The 19,601-nt window shown below is 35.4% G+C and carries 21 protein-coding genes; 3 read left to right on the top strand and 18 right to left on the bottom strand.

Features of this window, described 5'->3' with window-relative positions; all coding sequences use genetic code 11:
* Positions 1-362 precede the first annotated feature (362 nt).
* The 13 genes from P9B04_RS07955 to P9B04_RS07895 all read right to left on the bottom strand — a co-directional run bounded on the left by P9B04_RS07955 (position 363) and on the right by P9B04_RS07895 (position 12,767).
* A complete protein-coding gene (locus P9B04_RS07955) occupies positions 363-965 on the bottom strand; it encodes an ATP-dependent Clp protease proteolytic subunit (protein ID WP_342054459.1) in 603 nt (200 codons plus the stop codon).
* 135 nt (positions 966-1,100) lie between these two features.
* Positions 1,101-1,781, bottom strand: coding sequence for an ATP-dependent Clp protease proteolytic subunit (locus tag P9B04_RS07950; RefSeq protein ID WP_342054458.1), 681 nt, complete (start codon positions 1,779-1,781; stop codon positions 1,101-1,103).
* A 496-nt stretch (positions 1,782-2,277) separates the two neighbouring features.
* Positions 2,278-3,213, bottom strand: coding sequence for a glycosyltransferase family 2 protein (locus P9B04_RS07945; RefSeq protein ID WP_342054457.1), 936 nt, complete (start codon positions 3,211-3,213; stop codon positions 2,278-2,280).
* 10 nt (positions 3,214-3,223) lie between these two features.
* On the bottom strand, positions 3,224-4,573 hold the full coding sequence (locus P9B04_RS07940; protein ID WP_342054456.1) for an O-antigen ligase family protein: 1,350 nt from the start codon (positions 4,571-4,573) through the stop codon (positions 3,224-3,226).
* A 257-nt stretch (positions 4,574-4,830) separates the two neighbouring features.
* Positions 4,831-5,364 carry an NAD(P)H-quinone oxidoreductase subunit J gene (locus P9B04_RS07935; RefSeq protein WP_342054455.1) on the bottom strand — a complete coding sequence of 178 codons (534 nt, stop codon included), beginning with the start codon at positions 5,362-5,364 and terminating at the stop codon, positions 4,831-4,833.
* Position 5,365: 1 nt separating this feature from the next.
* Positions 5,366-6,109 (bottom strand): photosynthetic/respiratory NAD(P)H-quinone oxidoreductase subunit K, encoded by a 744-nt coding sequence (ndhK, locus tag P9B04_RS07930; RefSeq protein ID WP_342054454.1) that lies wholly within the window; start codon positions 6,107-6,109, stop codon positions 5,366-5,368.
* Between the two features lie 59 nt (positions 6,110-6,168).
* Positions 6,169-6,531: a photosynthetic/respiratory NAD(P)H-quinone oxidoreductase subunit C gene (gene ndhC / locus P9B04_RS07925; RefSeq protein ID WP_342054453.1), complete on the bottom strand. Its 363-nt coding sequence runs from the start codon at positions 6,529-6,531 to the stop codon at positions 6,169-6,171.
* Between the two features lie 102 nt (positions 6,532-6,633).
* Positions 6,634-7,293 carry a YqiA/YcfP family alpha/beta fold hydrolase gene (locus tag P9B04_RS07920; protein WP_446717980.1) on the bottom strand — a complete coding sequence of 220 codons (660 nt, stop codon included), beginning with the start codon at positions 7,291-7,293 and terminating at the stop codon, positions 6,634-6,636.
* Positions 7,294-8,832, bottom strand: a complete 1,539-nt coding sequence (locus P9B04_RS07915) for an HsdM family class I SAM-dependent methyltransferase (protein WP_342054451.1) — start codon at positions 8,830-8,832, stop codon at positions 7,294-7,296.
* A 76-nt stretch (positions 8,833-8,908) separates the two neighbouring features.
* The gene (locus tag P9B04_RS07910) at positions 8,909-9,997 is read right to left on the bottom strand and encodes a hypothetical protein (RefSeq protein ID WP_342054450.1); all 1,089 of its coding nucleotides are present in this window, start codon (positions 9,995-9,997) and stop codon (positions 8,909-8,911) included.
* A 204-nt stretch (positions 9,998-10,201) separates the two neighbouring features.
* On the bottom strand, positions 10,202-11,089 hold the full coding sequence (locus P9B04_RS07905; RefSeq protein ID WP_342054449.1) for a DUF6515 family protein: 888 nt from the start codon (positions 11,087-11,089) through the stop codon (positions 10,202-10,204).
* A 66-nt stretch (positions 11,090-11,155) separates the two neighbouring features.
* Positions 11,156-11,923, bottom strand: coding sequence for a DUF2092 domain-containing protein (locus P9B04_RS07900; protein ID WP_342054448.1), 768 nt, complete (start codon positions 11,921-11,923; stop codon positions 11,156-11,158).
* A gap of 37 nt (positions 11,924-11,960) precedes the next feature.
* Complete coding sequence (locus tag P9B04_RS07895) at positions 11,961-12,767, bottom strand: AraC family transcriptional regulator (protein ID WP_342054447.1); 807 nt, start codon at positions 12,765-12,767, stop codon at positions 11,961-11,963.
* 163 nt (positions 12,768-12,930) lie between these two features.
* Between P9B04_RS07895 and P9B04_RS07890 the strand changes: the two genes are divergently transcribed.
* Entirely contained in the window at positions 12,931-13,560 is a 630-nt protein-coding gene (locus P9B04_RS07890; RefSeq protein WP_342054446.1) for an NAD(P)-dependent oxidoreductase, read from the top strand.
* A 34-nt stretch (positions 13,561-13,594) separates the two neighbouring features.
* Complete coding sequence (locus P9B04_RS07885; RefSeq protein ID WP_342054445.1) at positions 13,595-14,095, top strand: anthrone oxygenase family protein; 501 nt, start codon at positions 13,595-13,597, stop codon at positions 14,093-14,095.
* Positions 14,096-14,185: 90 nt separating this feature from the next.
* On the opposite strand, the gene P9B04_RS07880 is transcribed toward P9B04_RS07885, so the two are convergent.
* The 3 genes from P9B04_RS07880 to P9B04_RS07870 form a co-directional block, all read right to left on the bottom strand.
* Positions 14,186-15,064: an aspartoacylase gene (locus P9B04_RS07880; protein ID WP_342054444.1), complete on the bottom strand. Its 879-nt coding sequence runs from the start codon at positions 15,062-15,064 to the stop codon at positions 14,186-14,188.
* A gap of 70 nt (positions 15,065-15,134) precedes the next feature.
* Positions 15,135-15,638, bottom strand: a complete 504-nt coding sequence (locus P9B04_RS07875) for a YceD family protein (protein ID WP_342054443.1) — start codon at positions 15,636-15,638, stop codon at positions 15,135-15,137.
* 44 nt (positions 15,639-15,682) lie between these two features.
* Positions 15,683-16,453: a biotin--[acetyl-CoA-carboxylase] ligase gene (locus tag P9B04_RS07870; RefSeq protein ID WP_342054442.1), complete on the bottom strand. Its 771-nt coding sequence runs from the start codon at positions 16,451-16,453 to the stop codon at positions 15,683-15,685.
* Positions 16,454-16,549: 96 nt separating this feature from the next.
* Between P9B04_RS07870 and P9B04_RS07865 the strand changes: the two genes are divergently transcribed.
* Positions 16,550-16,888 carry a P-II family nitrogen regulator gene (locus tag P9B04_RS07865; RefSeq protein ID WP_342054441.1) on the top strand — a complete coding sequence of 113 codons (339 nt, stop codon included), beginning with the start codon at positions 16,550-16,552 and terminating at the stop codon, positions 16,886-16,888.
* A gap of 50 nt (positions 16,889-16,938) precedes the next feature.
* On the opposite strand, the gene rdgB is transcribed toward P9B04_RS07865, so the two are convergent.
* Together rdgB and P9B04_RS07855 are read right to left on the bottom strand one after the other, a co-directional pair.
* On the bottom strand, positions 16,939-17,511 hold the full coding sequence (rdgB, locus tag P9B04_RS07860; protein WP_342054440.1) for an RdgB/HAM1 family non-canonical purine NTP pyrophosphatase: 573 nt from the start codon (positions 17,509-17,511) through the stop codon (positions 16,939-16,941).
* 716 nt (positions 17,512-18,227) lie between these two features.
* On the bottom strand, positions 18,228-19,472 hold the full coding sequence (locus P9B04_RS07855) for an HhoA/HhoB/HtrA family serine endopeptidase (RefSeq protein WP_342054439.1): 1,245 nt from the start codon (positions 19,470-19,472) through the stop codon (positions 18,228-18,230).
* Positions 19,473-19,601 lie beyond the last annotated feature (129 nt).

Here is a 19,601-nt window from a genome sequence, read left to right as displayed (position 1 = left end):
AGATTCTGAAACCTTGGTTTGATACGTTTTTTCCAATTCTTGTCACCCCGTCAAGAATATTCCAGAATCCATTTATACGACTAAGTTCTTCGCTTCGGGATAAATGCGCTCCTCATTGTTCGCTCCATCCTTTACAGAGTAAGCTTTTCAACCTCTTTTACCTTACCTGACTCCTAAAAATAAGCGAACGGTGAGTCTTAAAGCTATTTCTTGTATGTAGTCATGATTGCGGATTGGGGTGTGTTTACTACACACCCTTTTTTTGTACAGTTTTATTATCTTATTGGTAAAAGTACCCCCATAACCTAAGCAAGATCATGGGGGAAATTCTCAATACAACCGTCACCAAAGGGTTGAAATAATTAAAGGCTTTTTTCTTCAATTACCTTATCAATCAGGCCATATTCTTTAGCTTCGTCGGCGGACATAAAATAATCTCTGTCTGTATCTTTTTCAATCTTTTCGAGAGTTTGTCCACATTGATTTGCTAAAAGTTGGTTCAACTGGGAACGAATGCGTAAAATTTCGTTGGCTTCGATTTCGATATCTGTCGCTTGTCTTCGTCCTCCGGTTCCCCCCAGAGGTTGGTGAATCATGATTCTGGCGTTTGGTAAAGCAAGACGCTTTCCGGGAGTCCCTGCTGCCAATAAAAATGACCCCATAGACGCAGCTAAACCAACACAAATGGTGATTACTTCGGACTTAATATACTGCATAGTATCGTAGATAGCCATACCAGCAGTTACCGAACCTCCAGGGGAGTTGATATAAAGATAAATTGGTTTATTGGGGTCTTCGGAATCGAGATATAGCAATAAAGCAACAATACGATTGGCGATACCGTCGGTTACTTCTTGACCCAGGAAAATAATTCTTTCTTGGCCTAAACGAGTATAGATATCAATCCATCTTTCGTATTGACTACCAGGAAGACGATAAGGAACACTAGGAACACCAATAGGCATAAGCTTGACTCAAAGTAAGGGTAAACAAGGTGAGTTAGGAGTTAGGAGTTGAATGATTTTTAAGGGGAACATAATCTTTATCACCCACAACTTAATTTCACTCCCAACTTAGTGATAACTTGGGGAAAATAGTAATTAACCAACTGGACTTAAGGCTTTAGGAAGTTCTTTGGTACTTTCTAAAACACGATCGATCAACCCGTACTCTTTGGCTTTGTCTGGGGTTAAATAGAAAGTGCGATCGATATCTTTAGAAATTTTTTCTGCGGCTTGTCCAGTATTGTGGGCTAAAATTTCTAACATTGTTTGCTTATTATGCAAAACTTCTTTGGCCCGAATTTGAATATCCGTTGCTTGGCCGCGCGCACCAGAACGGTTTTGATTGAGAACTATGGTAGCGTGGGGGAGACTGGCTCGACAGCCTTTGGTCCCTGCGGATAGTATCATCGCCGCTGTCCCCATAGCCTGGCCAATACAAATAGTATGGATGGGAGGCTTAATGTAGTTCATGGTATCGCAAATAGCGAAGGCTTCTGTTTCAAAACCAATGGCATCTCCTGTGTACCAAGATGTCCCTGTGGAGTTGATGTAGAAGAAAATGGGTTTATCGGGGTTATCGAATTGTAAATAAAGCAATTGAGCGATAATCAATTGAGTAACATCAATGCCAACTTGTTGCTTTATTTCATCTGAAGAGAACAGAGGCAATCCTAAGTAGATAATACGCTCTTTCAGTAGTAAGGATTCTAAATCTGGTGGGGGAGTGCGAAAATTCGTATCTCCGTAATAACCAGCTTGAACAGCTTTAATCTCCATTGGTAGGTTGTTTTGGCTAGATGGATGACGAGCAATAATAGCTCTACCATTGATTCTAACGAATTATCGAGAGCATTCTCCAAAAAAAGCTACTCAATGATCTAATTTTGTGATCTTGAGCAGGGATATTAGAGACGGAAAATCTGAATTTTTAGGAATTTAGCAGTGAAAAAGACTTGGTATAATCTAATCTGTAGGGTTCTTTTAGGAACTCAATCCTTGAGTGATCATTTTGATTATCATGGGTTATTCTTAGACGGTAGCATTATGATAATAAGGTATTGAATAGCTTTGACAGGGAGAAACCCCATAAAAAATCAAAGTGCCTTGTTGTGTTTGGCCGCGACTTAAATATTCATTAATTTGACTTAATGACGCAATAATACCAGTCACTTGCGGGATGTGATACACATCACTGCCATACAAAATCTGCCATTAATTCCATGATCGATAACAATAAATATTCTCTCATACCCCAAGTTAAGAAATCAATTCACTAATTAAACTCAAAAGTAAAGTATTGAAAAAACAAACGAAACTGCTTAACATAATAAATTTTAAACAGTAATTCTAACCCCCCTAAAGCATAGGGACTAAACACGACCAATTTTATACCTGTTAATAGGGTTCTTTTTTTAAGTGCTACGAAAAACCAATGCCATCTAACATAAGATTGAATAACCAATATTTTAGGAAGTTTTTTTTGATGTTTATTGTGAACTAATTTGTAAATATTTTGCTTGATTTTTATATTCATTTCGCAACGTTTTTGTAAAGATAATTGCTTATGACAAGACCCTGTCCATAATCTTCTATAGCCTATCAGGTGATTAATGAAAAGCACATCACCATACTGACAGATTCTACTCCATGAATCAATATCATCATAGTTTCCATCGAATGTACTGTCCCATCCTTGTGATTTTAGAAAAGCTTGTTTATTAAAAGCCACCTGAACTGGAGTTCCTAATGGTAGCATATCTAGCAGCATTCCATAATGAATATCTTCCTGATGAACACAAAAAGAACTATTAGTATATGTTTTTGTTTGACCAATTTTTTTTCCTTGAGAATCAGTTATTGTGACTTGACCAGAGCAAATAACAGCATTGGGGAAGTCACAAATAGCTTGAGTCAGCACCTCAATACATTGAGGCTCTAGATAATCATCATCATCTAATAGTTTTATCCATTGATTGCTGGCGAGTTTTACTCCTCTATTAACCGCTGCAGAATGACCTCTATTTATACAATTACGACAATAAATAATACGATTACCTAAGCTTCTCATATAAGCTTCAGTTCCATCTGATGATCCATCGTCAACAACAATAATCTCACAAGGTACTGTTTGTATTAAAGCTGACTTGAGAGCAACTTTTAGAAAAGGTAATCTGTTATAAGTAGTAATGATAATTGTAAACTTTTCCATAGTAATCAATTTAATTAATACCTGATTTTTGTAAAGTTAATCCATTAATGGAAGATAAAAGCAACCAAGGTAGTAAATTGACTCTAGTATCAAAAATGACAACATCAAAGATATTAAAAATGGCATAGGATAATAAAGCTACTAAATAACTAAAAATAATTACTTTAAATTCTTTTTTAATGATTCTTTTTAAGTTTTTAGATTTATAATATTTCGAGATTGTTTTGAAAAAATCATTTCTTATTGTATAAGTATTTGATAAAGACTTGAAAAGTATTACTCCTTTAATTACAATCCATCCAACTAAACTATATAAACAAAGGGTGGCTGGAATTCCAACTTCTGAAGTGAGCATAAGAATTAAATTATGAGGGTGACTTATAAAAGTCTGAGTCTCAGCTTCATAAAGATATCCAAAATTACCTAATCCCCCTCCGATCCAAGGAGACTGAATTGTAAAATTCCAAGCAAATTTCCACTGAGTTATACGCAATGTATTAATATCACGTTCTGGGTATAAAGAATCATTTAATCGTCCCCAAATAAAGATTGGAATGATTGATTGTAACCGATTTTGAAATGAAAAGTTGCCAAAAGCAGTAGAAAAAACTATTGTTATCCCTGTTGCTACTGGAATTAATAGCCAATACCAGCTCAAATACAAAATAAAGGCTAAACAACTAAGAAAAGTAACCATCCAAGCATTACGAGAATGGGTCAAGATTAAGGCAATAACGATTAAACTGTTGCATATAATCAAAATAATTGCTTTGATAAGATTATTGAGGGAAATAGGGCGCAAAAATTGGGCTAACAACAACCCTAAGCCTAAAATAAACACAGTCACCAAATAGCTAGCACAAAAATTAGCATGATAAAAAACTGATGACATTCGATAAGTAGGATTTCCCATATAGTGTAAATGCCAATTTACTATTAATCCCCATTTTATTGGTCCAGCCCACTCTAAAAAGATTTGTCCAAATCCTAACAATAAAATAGGAAATGCAGACAAAAATAATATCCAAGTTAACTGTTTTAATTGTGTATAATGTTGAACTAATTGACTGAAAAAAGCAAAAATAAAAAAGTATGGTAAAAAATTAACTAATCCTTTAACACCCGCTATATAATTAGAGGACAAGAAAACTGTAATAATTAGCAAAAACCCTAAACAAGCAAATCCCCAATTAATAGAATTGTTTTGAATTTCTTGACGTTTCTCTATATAAACAGTGACAAAAGATAGCAAAAGAAATATACTACCTGAAAACTGACTTACAGGGAATATAAAAATACCTACTTGCGCACAATACCAAGGAACTCGCAGTTGAGGATCTAAATGTTTTTGGAGCAACATTTTCTTGAATAAGTATGAACACTCTTTGCGCCAAGGGTAACCTGTAGTCAAAGTCTCTTTCCATTAAAAAAATATTAAGATAGTATATGTTCTAGCATAAACATGGCCAAACTGCCACCACGTAAGGACCAAAAGGTTTGTCTTTTTCAGTTACCAAAAAAGAGGGTTGATTCTGTACCAAAATTTTTTGCTATGATAAGGAAATTCCCCCCAACCTAACCAAAGTTGAGAGGAAAAAAGATAACAAGACAGTAGACTTAATAAGCGTCTTGTAACTCGTAAAAATCAGGGGAAACATAGTCCTTTCGTAAAGGCCAACCAACCCAATCTTCTGGCATCAAAATGCGTTTAAGATCAGGATGACCATCGTAAATAATGCCATACATATCATAGCTTTCGCGTTCTTGCCAATCTGCCGCTTTCCAGATCCAATAAACAGAAGGGATATGGGGTTCATCTCTGGGGACAAACACCTTGATACGCACTTCTTCTGGTTTGTCGCAGTTATCCGTAACTTTCACCAAGTGATAGAAGCTAACCAGTTCTTTTCCGGGCCCTAGATCGTAAGCACCTTGACATTGTAAATAATTAAATCCGTAGGCGTACAATGCTGTGCAGAGAGGGATTAAAAAGTCGGGGGATACTTTAATTAATTCGATCCCTAAATGATCCGGTTCGAGTCCATCATGAGCAAAGTCATTTTCGGTTAACCAACTCGAAACAGGCCCTGCTTGTACAATGGCTGCTTGTTCGGTTTCTGGGGCATTATCTGGGGTATTTTCGTCAACCATATTAGGCTTTCTCCTTTTGTTTTTCGGACAACAGAGCGGGGGGAACTTCCATACCGATCGCTTCGGTTAATTCCTTGGGAGGAGCTTGACGGGTGGGGGTGGCTAAATACTTCCCGGTTAAAATGGGGGAAACGGCTTTCATTTTGTGGGGGGTGCTATAGTAACGGTGGGTTTGTTCCATCACCGCAGACCGTTCCTGGATAGTTTCGTTGGAAACTTTTTTACGCAGTTTGATGATAGCGTCGAAAATAGCTTCGGGACGGGGAGGACAACCAGGGATATATACATCCACAGGAATTAGTTTATCTACTCCACGCACTGCGGTTGTAGAGTCGCTGCTAAACATTCCACCAGTGATGGTACAAGCACCCATTGCGATCACATATTTGGGATCGGGCATTTCTTCATAGAGACGTACCAAAGCAGGTGCCATTTTCATGGTGATTGTTCCCGCAGTGATGAGTAAATCTGCTTGTCGGGGGCTAGAACGGGGAACTAGACCAAAACGATCAAAATCGAAGCGAGAGCCAATAAGGGCTGCAAATTCGATAAAACAGCAAGCGGTTCCGTATAGCAAAGGCCACAAACTGGATAGTCTTGCCCAGTTGTGGAGATCGTCTACGGTGGTTAAGATTATATTTTCTGACAAATCTTGGGTAACTTGACTACGGGCAGCCGGGTTAAGAATTTTTTCTTTTTGTAGCTGCTGTATATCGGATGGATCGGAGGTTGTGTTCAGAATCATAAGATATTAATAATGGATCGATAAACTACAATTGTCGATTGATAATAATTGCTTAAGTTTTATGACCATTCTAACGCGCCTTTACGCCAAGCATAAACGAGGGCAACTACTAGAATAGCTATGAAAACCAAAGCTTCGACAAAAGCTAGTAAACCTAAGCGGTTAAAGGCAACCGCCCAAGGGTAGAGAAAAACCGTTTCTACGTCGAACACTACGAAGACTAGGGCAAACATATAATAACGGATATTGAATTGAATCCAAGCTCCGCCGATGGGTTCCATACCTGATTCGTAGGTGGTGCGTCTTTCTGGCCCGCCACCACTGGGACGTAAGATTTTTGATGCAGTTAGAGCGAGAATAGGGATTAAACTACAAGCGAGTAGAAAACCCAATACATATTCGTAACCATTGAGGACAAACACTGTTTTTGATTAACTCCTCTCAATATACTAAATGTTCCTAATATCTATTAAACCTTAAAGTCTCAAAAAATAAACCTAAGATACTCTTTTTTATGAGTAAAATTATGGGCAACAGTTGAGATCGGTTTGAATTTGTTTCCAAATTTCAGGTACCATCTCAGTTAGTCCATGATCACTATCGAGTTGTATAACTTTAACCCATTTCCTCGTTTGAGCATAATCATAACTGGATTCGATGGGAATGACCTGATCATTTTTTCCGTGAAAAATTAAAGTAGGTACAGGACGTTCTAATATAGTTTCTTGATAGGTTTGACCATCAATAATAAATTGATAACTTAAGGGCAATTCTTTGTCATATCCATAGTGATAAGTTGATAATTCTCCTTTGTTTTTCCAAGTACGAAAAGTATCTTGATTGATATTTTTTGACCAATGACTGAAAAATTTAAAAGCAGGTGCTAACAAAATTAATCGCTTTACTTTTGTGTGTTTTTCTGCTACAAAAGTTGCGGTTAATCCTCCTAAACTTGATCCGATTAAAACAACAGAATTAGAATCATTTTCGATATACTTTGATACTTGTTTAATCTGTCGAGTCAAAGTTAAATTATAAAAGTCGCCTTGATTCAAATCAGGAATGATTAAAGGAATATTTTGACTGGCAAAAAGCTCTTTAAATTTTTGTGCTTTGATAGATTGGGGACTAGATGCAAATCCGTGTAAGTATATATATGTAAATTTGTTATCTAACATAGTCATTTAATGTTTAATGATCTGCTTAATTAATTCATTACTCATAGTGATAGCTTTTTTTTCATCTATTTTAGCTATTTTAATAATTTGAGTAGTTTCTTGTTCATTGATCAAGTCAAATTGTTGCATACTAGGGCAATAACTATTGTTTAAATCTCCAGGTTCAAATTTATCTAAGTTATTACCATAGCTTCTTTTATTCATTTTAATAATTTCCTGTCCTAGATCACTAATTAAATAAATAAACAATTTATCAATCAAGTTATTTCCCAATAAGTTAGGATGAAAACCATGATAGCAAGTAAAATTTATCGCCGTTGTAAGATTACGAATCACTTTAATTCTTCCACGATTAAAAACACCAAACAAAATAGGTGCAGGTTCTCTTTTTTCTAGTTTGTACCAAGGTTGTCTATTTTTGGTTAAATATCTTTGATTATATGCTTTTTCTTCTCCTAGTTTAATATAATTTATGACTGCTGTATCATTATTATCCTTGATGTCTAAGCAATAAATAGTTTTGTCTTGCTCGATCAGTAATTGTAAATCATCATCGGTAAAAATAGCTTTTTTAACTAAATTACTTTTAGTAATACACAGAGAAATATTATTATCATTAATTTGTAACTGTTCAATTTTAGTTTTATTCAAAGCAAAAAAATTATTTGCTCCGGTAGCGATACCTCTTTTAAATGTACCATAATCTGATAATTTGCAGAAACCTTCAGGAATTGTTGTGTGAGATATTAATGATAAAATAATCGGTGTCCATTTTTCATTATCAGGTAATTGATAATTAGTCAGCTTATGATGATAATAATCACTAATATTAGATATATTTTGAATTTCTTGGTTACTATTAATGTTTGTTATTTTTACATCTTGTTTAGTCTGATTATTTTCACACAATAAAATACAAATAGTAGTAGTTGCGTCAGGAAAAATATCTTTTTCGTTAGCAAAAATAATAATCTGTTTTAACAAGTATTTTTCAAGCAGTGTTTTTTTGATTTCCTTTCCATATCCTGTATTAAAAAATTCAAAGGGAAGAATAAAGGCAAGTCTTCCATTAAGATTGAGTTGTTGTAACGCTTTAATTAGAAAAATAGAAGCAATATTCGAGTAACCAACTAATTTTTTACCGATTTGTTTTTCTATTTTAGGGAGTATATTATGTCTATTAATAAATTTTTGGAACCTCATATAAGGAGGATTACAAATAATTGCATCATAGTAATTAATGTCTGATGCTAAATAATCTTGATTAAAAATAGTTAGATTGTTATTATTTTGAAAATTATCTAAATAATTCAAAATATTTTTATCAATTTCATAAGTAGTAAAATGCCATTTATTTTCTAAATTTAGTTTACTTATTTCTTCATAAAAAATACCCAAACCGAAAGCAGGATCTAAAATAGTTTTCGGTTGATTTTCTATCACCCATTTAGCCATAATAGAAGCAACTAGAGATGGAGTAAAAAACTGTCCATACTTTTTCCTATAACTAATAGGAGTGTTAATAATATAATTATCTTTATACATTGCATTGAAATTTAATATAGCAGCTTTATACTCTGTCTATTAATAAGTTAAATCCTCCAATTATAAAGATAATTTTCTACAATTTCTTGTTTATTTTTTCTAAAAGAAAGGGAATATCTAATTCAATATCAATTCCAAATAATTTTAACTTTATTATCTTCTTAATTTTAATAAATCCATCATAAAGCTCGATAGCACTATCTTTGTGTAAAGAATCTATGATTACGTATCCAACAGGTTTTGATAAAGATAATTGTTCATGTTTTACAATTGTCAGATTAGCCAATCTTAATTGAGATTTTAGGTGTTCTACATTAGCCAGTAATTGTTGAATTTTCATATCTTGACTTTCAAAATACATATTTTCTTGTGCTAAAATAGGTAGAGAAAAATATCCGACTAATGTTTCTTTTAAATTATCAATATTTATGGTAGATTCATCGACTTTTATATTCATGTAGGTGATGTCATTTTTATCAATTAAAGTTAATGTACAGACGACACTATTATCTAAAAGAAACTTTTCAAAATAAAATAGATATTGTTTACATAAAGCTTTTAAATGTTGAGGAAAATTAAATTTTAAAGCAATTGTTTCATCTAAAATACTATTGTCTGTCATAGTCAAAGCAAGCTCTTGCATTGTTTCTTGATAGACAGAACTAATTTTATCTTTGTATATTTGGACAATTTCCTTGATTGTTTTATATTGGTAATGTTTATCTATTGATATTAAAATATTAAAGTAATAATTTTCTGAATCAAACTGATGAGTATCCATACTGTCGACATCATAGCATGCTCGATCCCGTTCAGTTGATAAAGTTTTAAAATGCTTCTCAAAAATAGGATAAAAGTATTTTGTATTCCATTTACCAGGTTCAATAGGACCACTCAGTTCTAATGTAAAATTATTATTGTCTATTTTTTTAATCAATATAAAATCAACTAAAAATGATTTTTCTTCTTGACTATTTTCTACATTTAGGTAAAAAAATATTTTGTCTGGTATTGTGAGTAACTTTATATTCTCAATATCTTTAAGTTCTATATTTTCAGGATTTTCAACTAAGATACGTCCTTCTTCTCGTCTAGGAAAGACCTTAACTTCTTTCCCATTAATGGTTACTTTTGGCTTCTTATCAACAAATGTAAGTTCAATCAATTTTAAATCCTCATTCTTAGAAAGTAAAAATGTTTAAAATATAAACATCGTCGATAACAATCTTACCCAAATACTGAAAATATAACATTTTAGCTAAAGACAAACTAATGAACGTATCTAAAGTATAATCAGATTTAGACATTCAATCTGGAGTAAAAATAAACTTAAAACAGGGTAAAAGAAACCCCATGATTCTTTAGTTTATTAAACAACTTTATAAACTAAATTACCACCATCATAAACAGGTTGATAACGGACACCTCCGTACTGATAATAAGTTGTACCTCCCATAACAGTTGTCTCATATCCATCGGGAATAAATGGCACTATAGCACCCACAGGTGCTTGTACAACAATATAACCATTAGAAGATGCTTGATAAAACGCTCCACCATAATAATAATAGTTTAAATTGTTAACTGAAACAGGTAGATAACCTTCAGGAAGAGTGGATATAACTGCACCTAAGGGAGCGGAAACTACTACATAAGAATCCCCTTGAGGCTGCATATAAACCCCCTCATTATAATAATAGTCTTGATTAGCAGCAGAAACAGCGATCGCAGTAGCAGGAATCGCTAATAAAGATACTCCTAAACCAACCCAGTATCTAGTATTTACCCAGTCATTCCAATCATTCCAATAATCCCAACGATCGTTGCGCCAATCACTAACATCATCCCAGCGATCGTTTCTAAAATCTTGACGATTATCGATATTTTCTTGACGGTTTTGTTGACGATTATCAAAATTTTCTTGACGATTTTGTTGGCGATCATCGACATTTCCTTGACGATTGTCTCGACGTTCATTAATATTTCCTTGACGGTTTTCCTGACGAGATCCACGGTCAAAATCTCGACCATCACGATTAATTTGGCGGTTATTTTGACGAGATCCACGATTAATTTGTCGAGATCCCTGCCTACCACTACGATTAATCTGACGACCACCACCACGGGTTCCACCCCTTCTAAATGTTCTAGCTTCTACCGCTACAAAATGGCTTGGAGTATAATAATTTAGAATTAATACACAAATAAAGATAATGGGAAAAATTGGTGATTTTTTGCTAGTTAATTGTTTCATCATCTTGCTTTCTCACTTAATGTAATGGAATTTTATTTGATCAACTATCCTAGAATTATAGTGAAAGTTTCAAGGTTCTATGATCAGAAAATCGATTTCGTCAGCATCCTTTGCTGGTTGAAAAGAAAAGACGGGATCTTGTTCTGAAATAGGGTCAAAGTTCCAATCAGACAAGACAGCAGAATATTGAGGAGAAAGGGGATCTTGTTTATAAGTAATCACTAATTTTCTAGGAAGGGGTTGTTCTCCTTTTTCGATCCAAATTTGCCAATCAAGATTGTCTTGAGTAAAAGCTAAATGATGAGAAACAATACCATTGACTTGACTTTCTCCTACATAAATACCACTGGTGATCCTTCCTTTGATACTTTCTAAATCATTATCTGTGGAGATAATTTCTCCTAAAGGTAAGGTGATATTTAGTTTCTCTCCTATTCGCGTCACTAAAGCACTAATATTATCAACCTCTGAAGGATCTGAAAAGTTAGCATAAACCTTGTTGGTTAACCCTTCCATTGTAAAGGTTTTTCCATCAAAATAAAAGCGTATATGATTGCGATCGCCTTGGTAATCGATGTTAAGCTTATCGGGACGGCGTACTTTAACGTTAACTATGGCACCTACTTGGATTTTTTGACCATTAGTAAAAACTAAATCTTGAGCAACATCAGCTTGAAATTTTAAAGAAGACTGCTCTTTAAGATAGTTAAGCATTTCTTGTAGAGTATTTTCGGCTTTCATTTCAATGGATGGTGTTTGCGCCAAACTAGGCGGCAAATGTAACAACACCATTAAAGAAACATTGATAGCTGTTGCCATTTTCGTAATTAATTTCATAGTTTTTCTTCTCTCATTTTTTAAATTTATATTGTATCTAATTTAGGCGATAAGCTTTTGGAGTCATACCGGTTACTTGTCTAAACTGTTTACTTAAATGACTATGACTACTGTATCCACAATTTAAAGCAATATCAATGATGGAGTAATTGCTTTGTTTCAACAATTGTTTAGCTTTTTCTATGCGTTGCTCGATTAGGTATTGATAAGGAGATAAACCAAGAGACTGTTTAAATAAACGACTAAAATGAAATTGACTGATATCGAGCAGTCTAGCTAAGTCTTCTAATTTAAGATTTTGATCAAGATGAGCATCAATATAATCAAAAACTTGGCTGAGTTGATAAGGTGATAAACCTCCTTTATAAACAGGTAAAACAGGTTTAGTTGTACCATGATGTCGCACAAGATTAATAGCTAAAATGTTAGCTAAAGAGTCAAGATAAAGTTGATTTTTGGACAGTTCCTGTTGGCATTCTTCAAAAAGTATCTTGGTGATTCCTTGAATATGGGAATTATTTACCTGAAATTGGGGCATAAGTTTAAACAAGTTACTATCACCATCGAGGGTTTCTTGAGCAATTTTATCTAAAAACTTGCTCTTAATCTGAATTTGTAAACAATTTTCTTCACCTTTCCAGCGAACAAACAAAGGGACATTAGCAGGGGTAATTAATATCTCCCCCGGACGATATAAACCGTTGTAAGTTACATCATCTTGAATCTGTAAATACTCAAGGGGACGGGGTGCGAAGGAAACAAACACGGTATGGCAATCTTTACAAAGATAGTTACCTTCTCCGGGGGGATTTTGAAGTTGCTCAACTTTGATATTTTGCACCACTGCCTCTGTTTTGTTGACGGTTAACTCTTTAACGTTTTTGCTTAATTATATGCAAGAAAATGCAAATTGAGGGCAAGATTGTTCAAGTACAGCAAGAACTCGATAGTTTGCTCAGGGGAAAATCTCTAAGCTGAAGATGTTGTTACGAAATGAGATATTAATTATGAAACTCGTAGTTTTTGGCGCAACTGGTAATGTTGGTCAACAAGTGGTGAAACAAGCACTCGAAGGAGGACACGAGGTGACAGCTTTTGCCCGAAATCCCCTGAAACTCCAGATTAAGCACCCCAAACTCCAGTTATTTCAGGGAGATGTCATGGACAGTGCGAGAGTCGAACAAGCACTACGAGGACAAGATATCGTTGTCTGTACTTTGGGTTCCGGCAAAAAGTTAAGCGGGAAGGTTCGCTCGCAAGGAACTAAAAACATTATCGAAGGGATGAAAAGATGCGGGATGAAACGCTTGATTTGTCAAACCACTTTAGGAGTCGGTGAAAGTTGGGGAAGTCTCAATTTTTACTGGAAATATATTATGTTTAGCTTCATTTTGCGTAATGTTTTTGCGGACCATCAACGACAGGAAAAAAGTGTACAAAATAGTGGTTTAGATTGGACAATTATTCGACCAGGAGCATTTATAGAAGGTGAACGTACAGGAAAGTATCGTCACGGTTTTCCAGGAACGGATAAGAGTTCACAACTGAAAATCACCTATGCTGACGTAGCTGACTTCATTTTGAAACAATTGGTTGATGATTTCTATCTCCATCAAGCACCGAGCTTATCTTACTAAATTAATCAGCAAATATTAATAAAAGGAGTGTCTCATGTCAACAGAAATAATTTTGCCCATTTCGTTAAGTATAGCCACATTTTTGTGTTCTTTGGTTGCTGGATTTTTGTTTGCTTTTGTCTTAGTTGTGATGCCGGGAATACGACGTTTAAATGACCGAGAATTTATTGGCACTTTCCAAGTGATAGATGGTATTATTCAGAACAATCAGCCAATTTTTGTCCTAGTTTGGGTTGGTTCAATGATTTTCTTAATAACTTCTGTGATGCTTGGTATTGGGCAATTAAATCAATTTTTACCTCTGCTGATTATCTCTGGTTTGGTTTACATTTTTGGTGTTCAATTACCTACTTTCACTATTAATGTCCCATTGAACAATAAACTACAAACTTGGGATGTTATGGATATGAATGAAACTACATTAAAAGCAGCGCGTTTTGATTTTGAACCCCGTTGGAATCGATGGAATGCAATTAGAACTTTTTTTGCTTGTTTGACATCTACTTTGTTAATAATTTTACTACTGGAAATGTAACCGAGATAAAAGAGTTTTGATTAATTGTTTTTATTAGGAAGAGTAGTTACTTTATGCCTACTCTTCCTAATAATTAATTGTTGATTAATTTCAGGGAAAATTTACGATAATTTCTTTTTTTTTCGCTAAACACATAGCAATTCCTTTTTCATAATAGGCTGCTTCATTAATAAAAATGGGGTAAACAGTAGAGTCTCCTTGATAAGTTATAGCTTGATTATTGAAAGTCATAAATAAGGGATCTCCTGGATTAAGAGGTTCATAGTCTTTGAATTGTAAATTAGGATGAATCATTGCCGCTATTTCTTCATTTTTTCTGGGATAATCCAGTTTTTCAAAAACTTCGTAAAAAATTAGATGATGATTTTTACTGCCAAGCTGATTTTGATTATTTTTATCTAAATAATCCAATAAACTATAAACAAGTTTTTCGGTTCTCATAAATAAGTTTGCATCCAAAATTCCTTGAGCAATGGAACCAACTTCAATGCTTAATCCTAACTCAGTGTTATTTCTTAATAAATTATTTTTCCCATTTGAAGGGTAGTATAAAACTTTAAGATCCGGATAAAGAAAACTTAAATAACTAGAGAGTTGTAGATGAAAGTCATCCGTATCAGAAAGGATAATTGTTAATCCCATATTGGAGGTTGTACTATGGAGATCAACCAGAAAATTTATCTGATTTTTGAGCAGTTTCTGATGAATATTTTTCGCCAGAAGTTCCTCGTATAAAATATTATCTAAATTATCAATATCTTCCGAGTCAAAACATCGATTGAGATCAATTTCTGTATATCTAACTCTTAATTTTATCGCTCTAGGATTAGACAAAAATGGAAAAACCTTAAGAGTTGGACGTTCAATTAAATAGGGATTTTCTAGGAATTTCTTAATTAAAAAAATTCCTGTCATTTCGTTCCCATGAGTACCACCAAAAAGAGCAACTTTTTCTATTTTTTTCACCATTAAAGTACCCTAGAGTGTAAGTATTTATTTATTTTTTGTATCCCTTACCAAAGCAAACCCGAACCTGTAGTTATTGGGATAATTGTTGTTTCAAAGCTTCTAAACCAGCCCAGCGAGCATCAATAGGAGGATTTTTTTCATCTGTTTTTAGAGTTGGTGGTTGACAATCTTTGCCACATAATTGTCTTAAAGGAACAGCCAAAGATAATTGTTCATAAAGCCAACTTTGAGGGGGAAAATGACCTTCTGGGGACAAAGTTTCGGATAAATCTTCCCAAGAAACTTCTCTTTCTTGAGGATAATTTTGCTGTAATTCTGCATCTTTATCTAACCAAATAATTTCCGAAGTCTCTAGACTAAGACGACGATTATACTGTTGTAAACAGCGATCGCAGGTCAAAGTAATAATGGTTTCTCCTTTGACACCTACTTCCAAAAAAGTTCCTCCGTGACGAACAGTCATTTTACCTCGGAAGGGGGTTAAGCTCTCCAATTCAGGGATAAAATCGTCAAAGATAATGGTTTGCGTTCTATTTGGAGCGTTTAGTAAATGGGGAATATAAATTGCTTGCATAATCTTACGTCTTCCTCTTATTAATTTTTATTTAACTGGGGAGTCTATTCCCCTTGTTGATAACCAAGGGATAGGGTTCCTGGTGGCAGTGTTAGGGTGGTTTTGGCACCTGGGGCCTGCAAAGAAACTTTTAACGCTCCTTGGGGGCTAACGCCGACGATAGTTCCTGTCATACCTTCAATGATAACTTTACGCCCGACACTATCCAATATTTCTACATAATTTCTCAGTAAATTATCTACACCATTTTTCAAATAATAGTGGTAACCCTGGAAAACTCCATTGATGGTGATGGCAGCTAAAGTCTCTAAACTGTCAATTTTATGGGGTTCAAAATAGGATTGGATCGCAATACCTGGATCTGGCACTGTATTACACCAGTTAATCCCCACACCAATAACACAGTGGGTAATCATCTGTCGTTGTACGCGAGTTTCGCTCTTTATCCCCCCCAATTTTCTCATTTCCAGAATTAGGTCGTTAGGCCACTTTAACTTAACTGGTAGTCCATAATTGCGTAAATTTTGAGCAATTCCCCAAGCACTAAATAGGGTTAAATGGGGAGCATTTTCGGCAACTATCTCCAAGTTTAGACCGATGGATAAATAAAGTCCTCCCACCGCAGAAACCCAGTTTCTGCCCCATTGTCCCCTTCCTGCGGTTTGTTGAGAAGCGATGGCCATCACAGGAAAAGGTTTCCCTTCTGCTAATAAGTCCCAGACCACTTGATTTGTGGAGGTAACTGTATCAAAAATATGTAAGGGATAACATGGGTGTTCTAAATAAGCTGTAATTTTTCTAGGATCAAGATTCATCAATGCTTAAAAATCTTAGGGTTTATAGGGGATGCAATGGGAATTCCTATCTATAGTAGACAACGAATAAATCTAGATTACGAGGAGTAACCCACTTTGAAAAAGGTAGAAGCGATTATCCGACCCTTTAAATTAGACGAAGTAAAGATCGCTTTAGTCAATGCGGGAATTGTTGGGATGACAGTTTCTGAGGTTCGGGGGTTTGGACGACAAAAAGGACAAACGGAACGTTATCGTGGTTCAGAATATACAGTGGAATTTCTACAAAAATTAAAGGTAGAAATTGTTGTTGAGGACAATCAGGTAGCAATGGTGATCGAAAAGCTGACGGCGGCTGCACGCACGGGAGAAATTGGGGATGGCAAGATTTTTGTTTCTCCTGTTGAGCAAACTATTCGTATTCGCACTGGAGAAAGCGATCTCGAAGCGGTTTAGGATCTATGGGGACTCGATAATGGGTCCCCGATGGAGTTTAAACCAGAAAATTAAGACAATTCCTTTAGTTTCGGCAAAATAAGTGCAAAAGCTTGACCTCGATGGGATACATCTCGTTTCAATTTCGGTGTCATTTGGGCAAAGGTTTGCTGGTGTTGAGGAACATAAAAAATGGGATCATAACCAAACCCCTGATTTCCTAGAGGGGTTTTCAATATTTCTCCTTGACAAACACCTTCGGTTTGTAGGGCAATAGAACCATCTGGACGGGCCATGGCAATGGCGCAAACAAATTTAGCTTTTCGATGCTCGTTATCCCCTAATTCTGTTAAGACTCTGTTGATTCTATCTTGGTCCGTAGTACCATATCGGGCCGAATATAACCCGGGCGCACCATCAAGAGCTTCAACAGCTAACCCGGAGTCATCTGCGATCGCCCATTCTCCTAACGCTTTGGCCACCTGGGAAGCTTTGAGAATGGCATTATCTAAGAAGGTTTCGCCAGTTTCCTCAATATCGAGTTCAGGGGGCTTGAGTTTTAACTCCCAGGCTAATCCTGTTAAATATTCTTGCATTTCTTGCAATTTCCCCGGGTTACTCGTAGCAACGATCAAATTTTTCATAGTGTTGATTTAGTTTATAGGGTTTCTCACACTCATGAGGTACACCCAATATTTAGGTTATAACTCCTAACTCCTGACTCCTGACTCCTAAAACTAAAAAAATTTTTACCTCACAAGTATGGGAACTGCTATACTAGACTATTATAGCTTTTATTTAAGGGAATTAATCCAAGATATTATCAATATTTTCTCTTATAAATTATGCTAAAAAGCCTAAGTTGATTAGTAGTCAATAAAGATGGTCTGTTTTAATTGATTTATTATAATTCTGTCAGTTTAAATCAACTTTTAGTCAGGTTTGTGGTCAATTTGCTAAATACTTGTGGCTCCATAGAACAAGATTGGAACTCTCAACCATAGTTTTACTTCTATCATTACAGGAGGTTTCCTACTGATTAATCGTAGGAAATGCTCTTGTCACTAAAAATCCCTATGTACCCCTTTTGATGAATCATTGAGATGGTCACCTTATTATTAGAGTTACTATCTATTATCTCATCGAGGGGTTTTCTCATTTTTAAGTAATTACAATTACTGATTCTTAACATAAAGATTATACCAATGCTTAAAAGTGATTGGAGACTTGGTATAAGTTATGCTCATTTTAACAAGTATGGCTACACATTCCCGTAGGGGTCAACACTGAGCGAAGTCGAAGTTTTGACCCCTAGAAAATAAATGTCTGTAGTTAAAGATAAATTGATCGTTTTTTACCCCTAACTATTGGGTAAAACTCCAACCTTTACATTTAAGTTTAATGTTTTATTATTCCGTTCAACCTCTACAGGAATAACGGTACCTACCTCAACTTTTGCTACTGCTTGTTGGACTTCTGAAGGAGTTTCTAGAGGTTGTTGATCAATGGATTTAATGATGTCTCCTGATTTTAAACCAGAAGTGGCTGCGGGGGAATTAGGAACAACTTGAACAATCAAAACTCCTGACTCTGTTTGAATATTTAGCTCTCCAGCTTCTTGTAATTTCTGTTTAATTTCGGGGGTAATCTCTACCATCTGAATGCCTAGATAAGCATGATCTACGCTTCCCTTGGCTATCAGTTGATCGGCAATTTCTCTTGCTTGATTAATAGGAATAGAAAATCCAATACCTTGAGCATTTCGGTAGATAGCGGTATTAACTCCGATGACTTCACCTCTTGCATTGAGAAGAGGACCTCCAGAATTACCGGGGTTAATGGCTGCATCCGTTTGGATAAAGTCAACTCGTTTATCTCCTACCCCAATTTGAGAACTACTCCGCCCTGTGGCACTAACAATTCCTGTGGTAACGGTGTTATCTAATCCTAAAGGATTACCGATAGCGATCGCCCATTCTCCTACGTTAAGATTATCGGAGTTTCCTGCTTTAACGGTGGGTAATTGATCCGCTTCGATATCGATAACAGCTACATCGGTAATTGGATCTGTTCCTAACACTTTCCCTGTGAAAGTTCGACCATCTTTTAAAATTACGTCTACCTCTTGGGTTCCAGCAACCACATGAGCATTAGTGATAATTTTTCCATCTTCGCTTAAAATAAATCCTGATCCTGTTCCTGTTTGAATTTGTTCGTTGGGAACATTGGGAACTTGGGAACCAAAGAAGCGACGGAAAAATGGATCTTCAAACATAGCAGGAGCTTGGGTTTTAACGGTGCGAGAAGCATCAATTCTCACCACCGCAGGACCGACTTTTTTAACCACATCTGTAACAAAGTTTTCTGATGTTATGGGGGGTAAAGCAGTCCATTGATCGGGAACTTCAGGGGTAGTGGATGAGGCAATAGCTTGTGTTTGTTCGCTGAAAAGGTGGGGATAACTATAGGCGATGGTTCCCCCAATACCGACACCCATTCCCAATAAAATCAAGGAGATGTAGGTTAAGGGTTTTTGTAGGATAGAACTCTGGGAATTGGGCATTTTAGCTGAGGGATAAGATTGACTTAAAGTATTGTTTTTCATGGGTTCTGCTATTTATACTATCAACAATAAGGAAAAAAAGTCAGTCCGCATGAGGAGTGCATGATGGGAAAACGGTAATTGGACTGACATTTCTTAATTTAGTAGGTGGATATGACAACCCGATGACGA

This window comes from Crocosphaera sp. Alani8, assembly GCF_038442745.1.
GTDB lineage: Bacteria > Cyanobacteriota > Cyanobacteriia > Cyanobacteriales > Microcystaceae > Crocosphaera.
This window is presented reverse-complemented; position numbering and strand designations above follow the sequence as displayed.

Bases quoted from the DNA above. Each gene is read 5' to 3' on its own strand.
- P9B04_RS07955 (WP_342054459.1), bottom strand. From the start codon at position 965: ATGCCTATTGGTGTTCCTAGTGTTCCTTATCGTCTTCCTGGTAGTCAA.
- P9B04_RS07950 (WP_342054458.1), bottom strand. From the start codon at position 1,781: ATGGAGATTAAAGCTGTTCAAGCTGGTTATTACGGAGATACGAATTTT.
- P9B04_RS07945 (WP_342054457.1), bottom strand. From the start codon at position 3,213: ATGGAAAAGTTTACAATTATCATTACTACTTATAACAGATTACCTTTT.
- P9B04_RS07940 (WP_342054456.1), bottom strand. From the start codon at position 4,573: ATGTTGCTCCAAAAACATTTAGATCCTCAACTGCGAGTTCCTTGGTAT.
- P9B04_RS07935 (WP_342054455.1), bottom strand. From the start codon at position 5,364: ATGGTTGACGAAAATACCCCAGATAATGCCCCAGAAACCGAACAAGCA.
- ndhK (WP_342054454.1), bottom strand. From the start codon at position 6,109: ATGATTCTGAACACAACCTCCGATCCATCCGATATACAGCAGCTACAA.
- P9B04_RS07920 (WP_446717980.1), bottom strand. From the start codon at position 7,293: ATGACTATGTTAGATAACAAATTTACATATATATACTTACACGGATTT.
- P9B04_RS07915 (WP_342054451.1), bottom strand. From the start codon at position 8,832: ATGTATAAAGATAATTATATTATTAACACTCCTATTAGTTATAGGAAA.
- P9B04_RS07905 (WP_342054449.1), bottom strand. From the start codon at position 11,089: ATGATGAAACAATTAACTAGCAAAAAATCACCAATTTTTCCCATTATC.
- P9B04_RS07900 (WP_342054448.1), bottom strand. From the start codon at position 11,923: ATGAAATTAATTACGAAAATGGCAACAGCTATCAATGTTTCTTTAATG.
- P9B04_RS07890 (WP_342054446.1), top strand. From the start codon at position 12,931: ATGAAACTCGTAGTTTTTGGCGCAACTGGTAATGTTGGTCAACAAGTG.
- P9B04_RS07885 (WP_342054445.1), top strand. From the start codon at position 13,595: ATGTCAACAGAAATAATTTTGCCCATTTCGTTAAGTATAGCCACATTT.
- P9B04_RS07880 (WP_342054444.1), bottom strand. From the start codon at position 15,064: ATGGTGAAAAAAATAGAAAAAGTTGCTCTTTTTGGTGGTACTCATGGG.
- P9B04_RS07875 (WP_342054443.1), bottom strand. From the start codon at position 15,638: ATGCAAGCAATTTATATTCCCCATTTACTAAACGCTCCAAATAGAACG.
- P9B04_RS07870 (WP_342054442.1), bottom strand. From the start codon at position 16,453: ATGAATCTTGATCCTAGAAAAATTACAGCTTATTTAGAACACCCATGT.
- rdgB (WP_342054440.1), bottom strand. From the start codon at position 17,511: ATGAAAAATTTGATCGTTGCTACGAGTAACCCGGGGAAATTGCAAGAA.
- P9B04_RS07855 (WP_342054439.1), bottom strand. From the start codon at position 19,472: ATGAAAAACAATACTTTAAGTCAATCTTATCCCTCAGCTAAAATGCCC.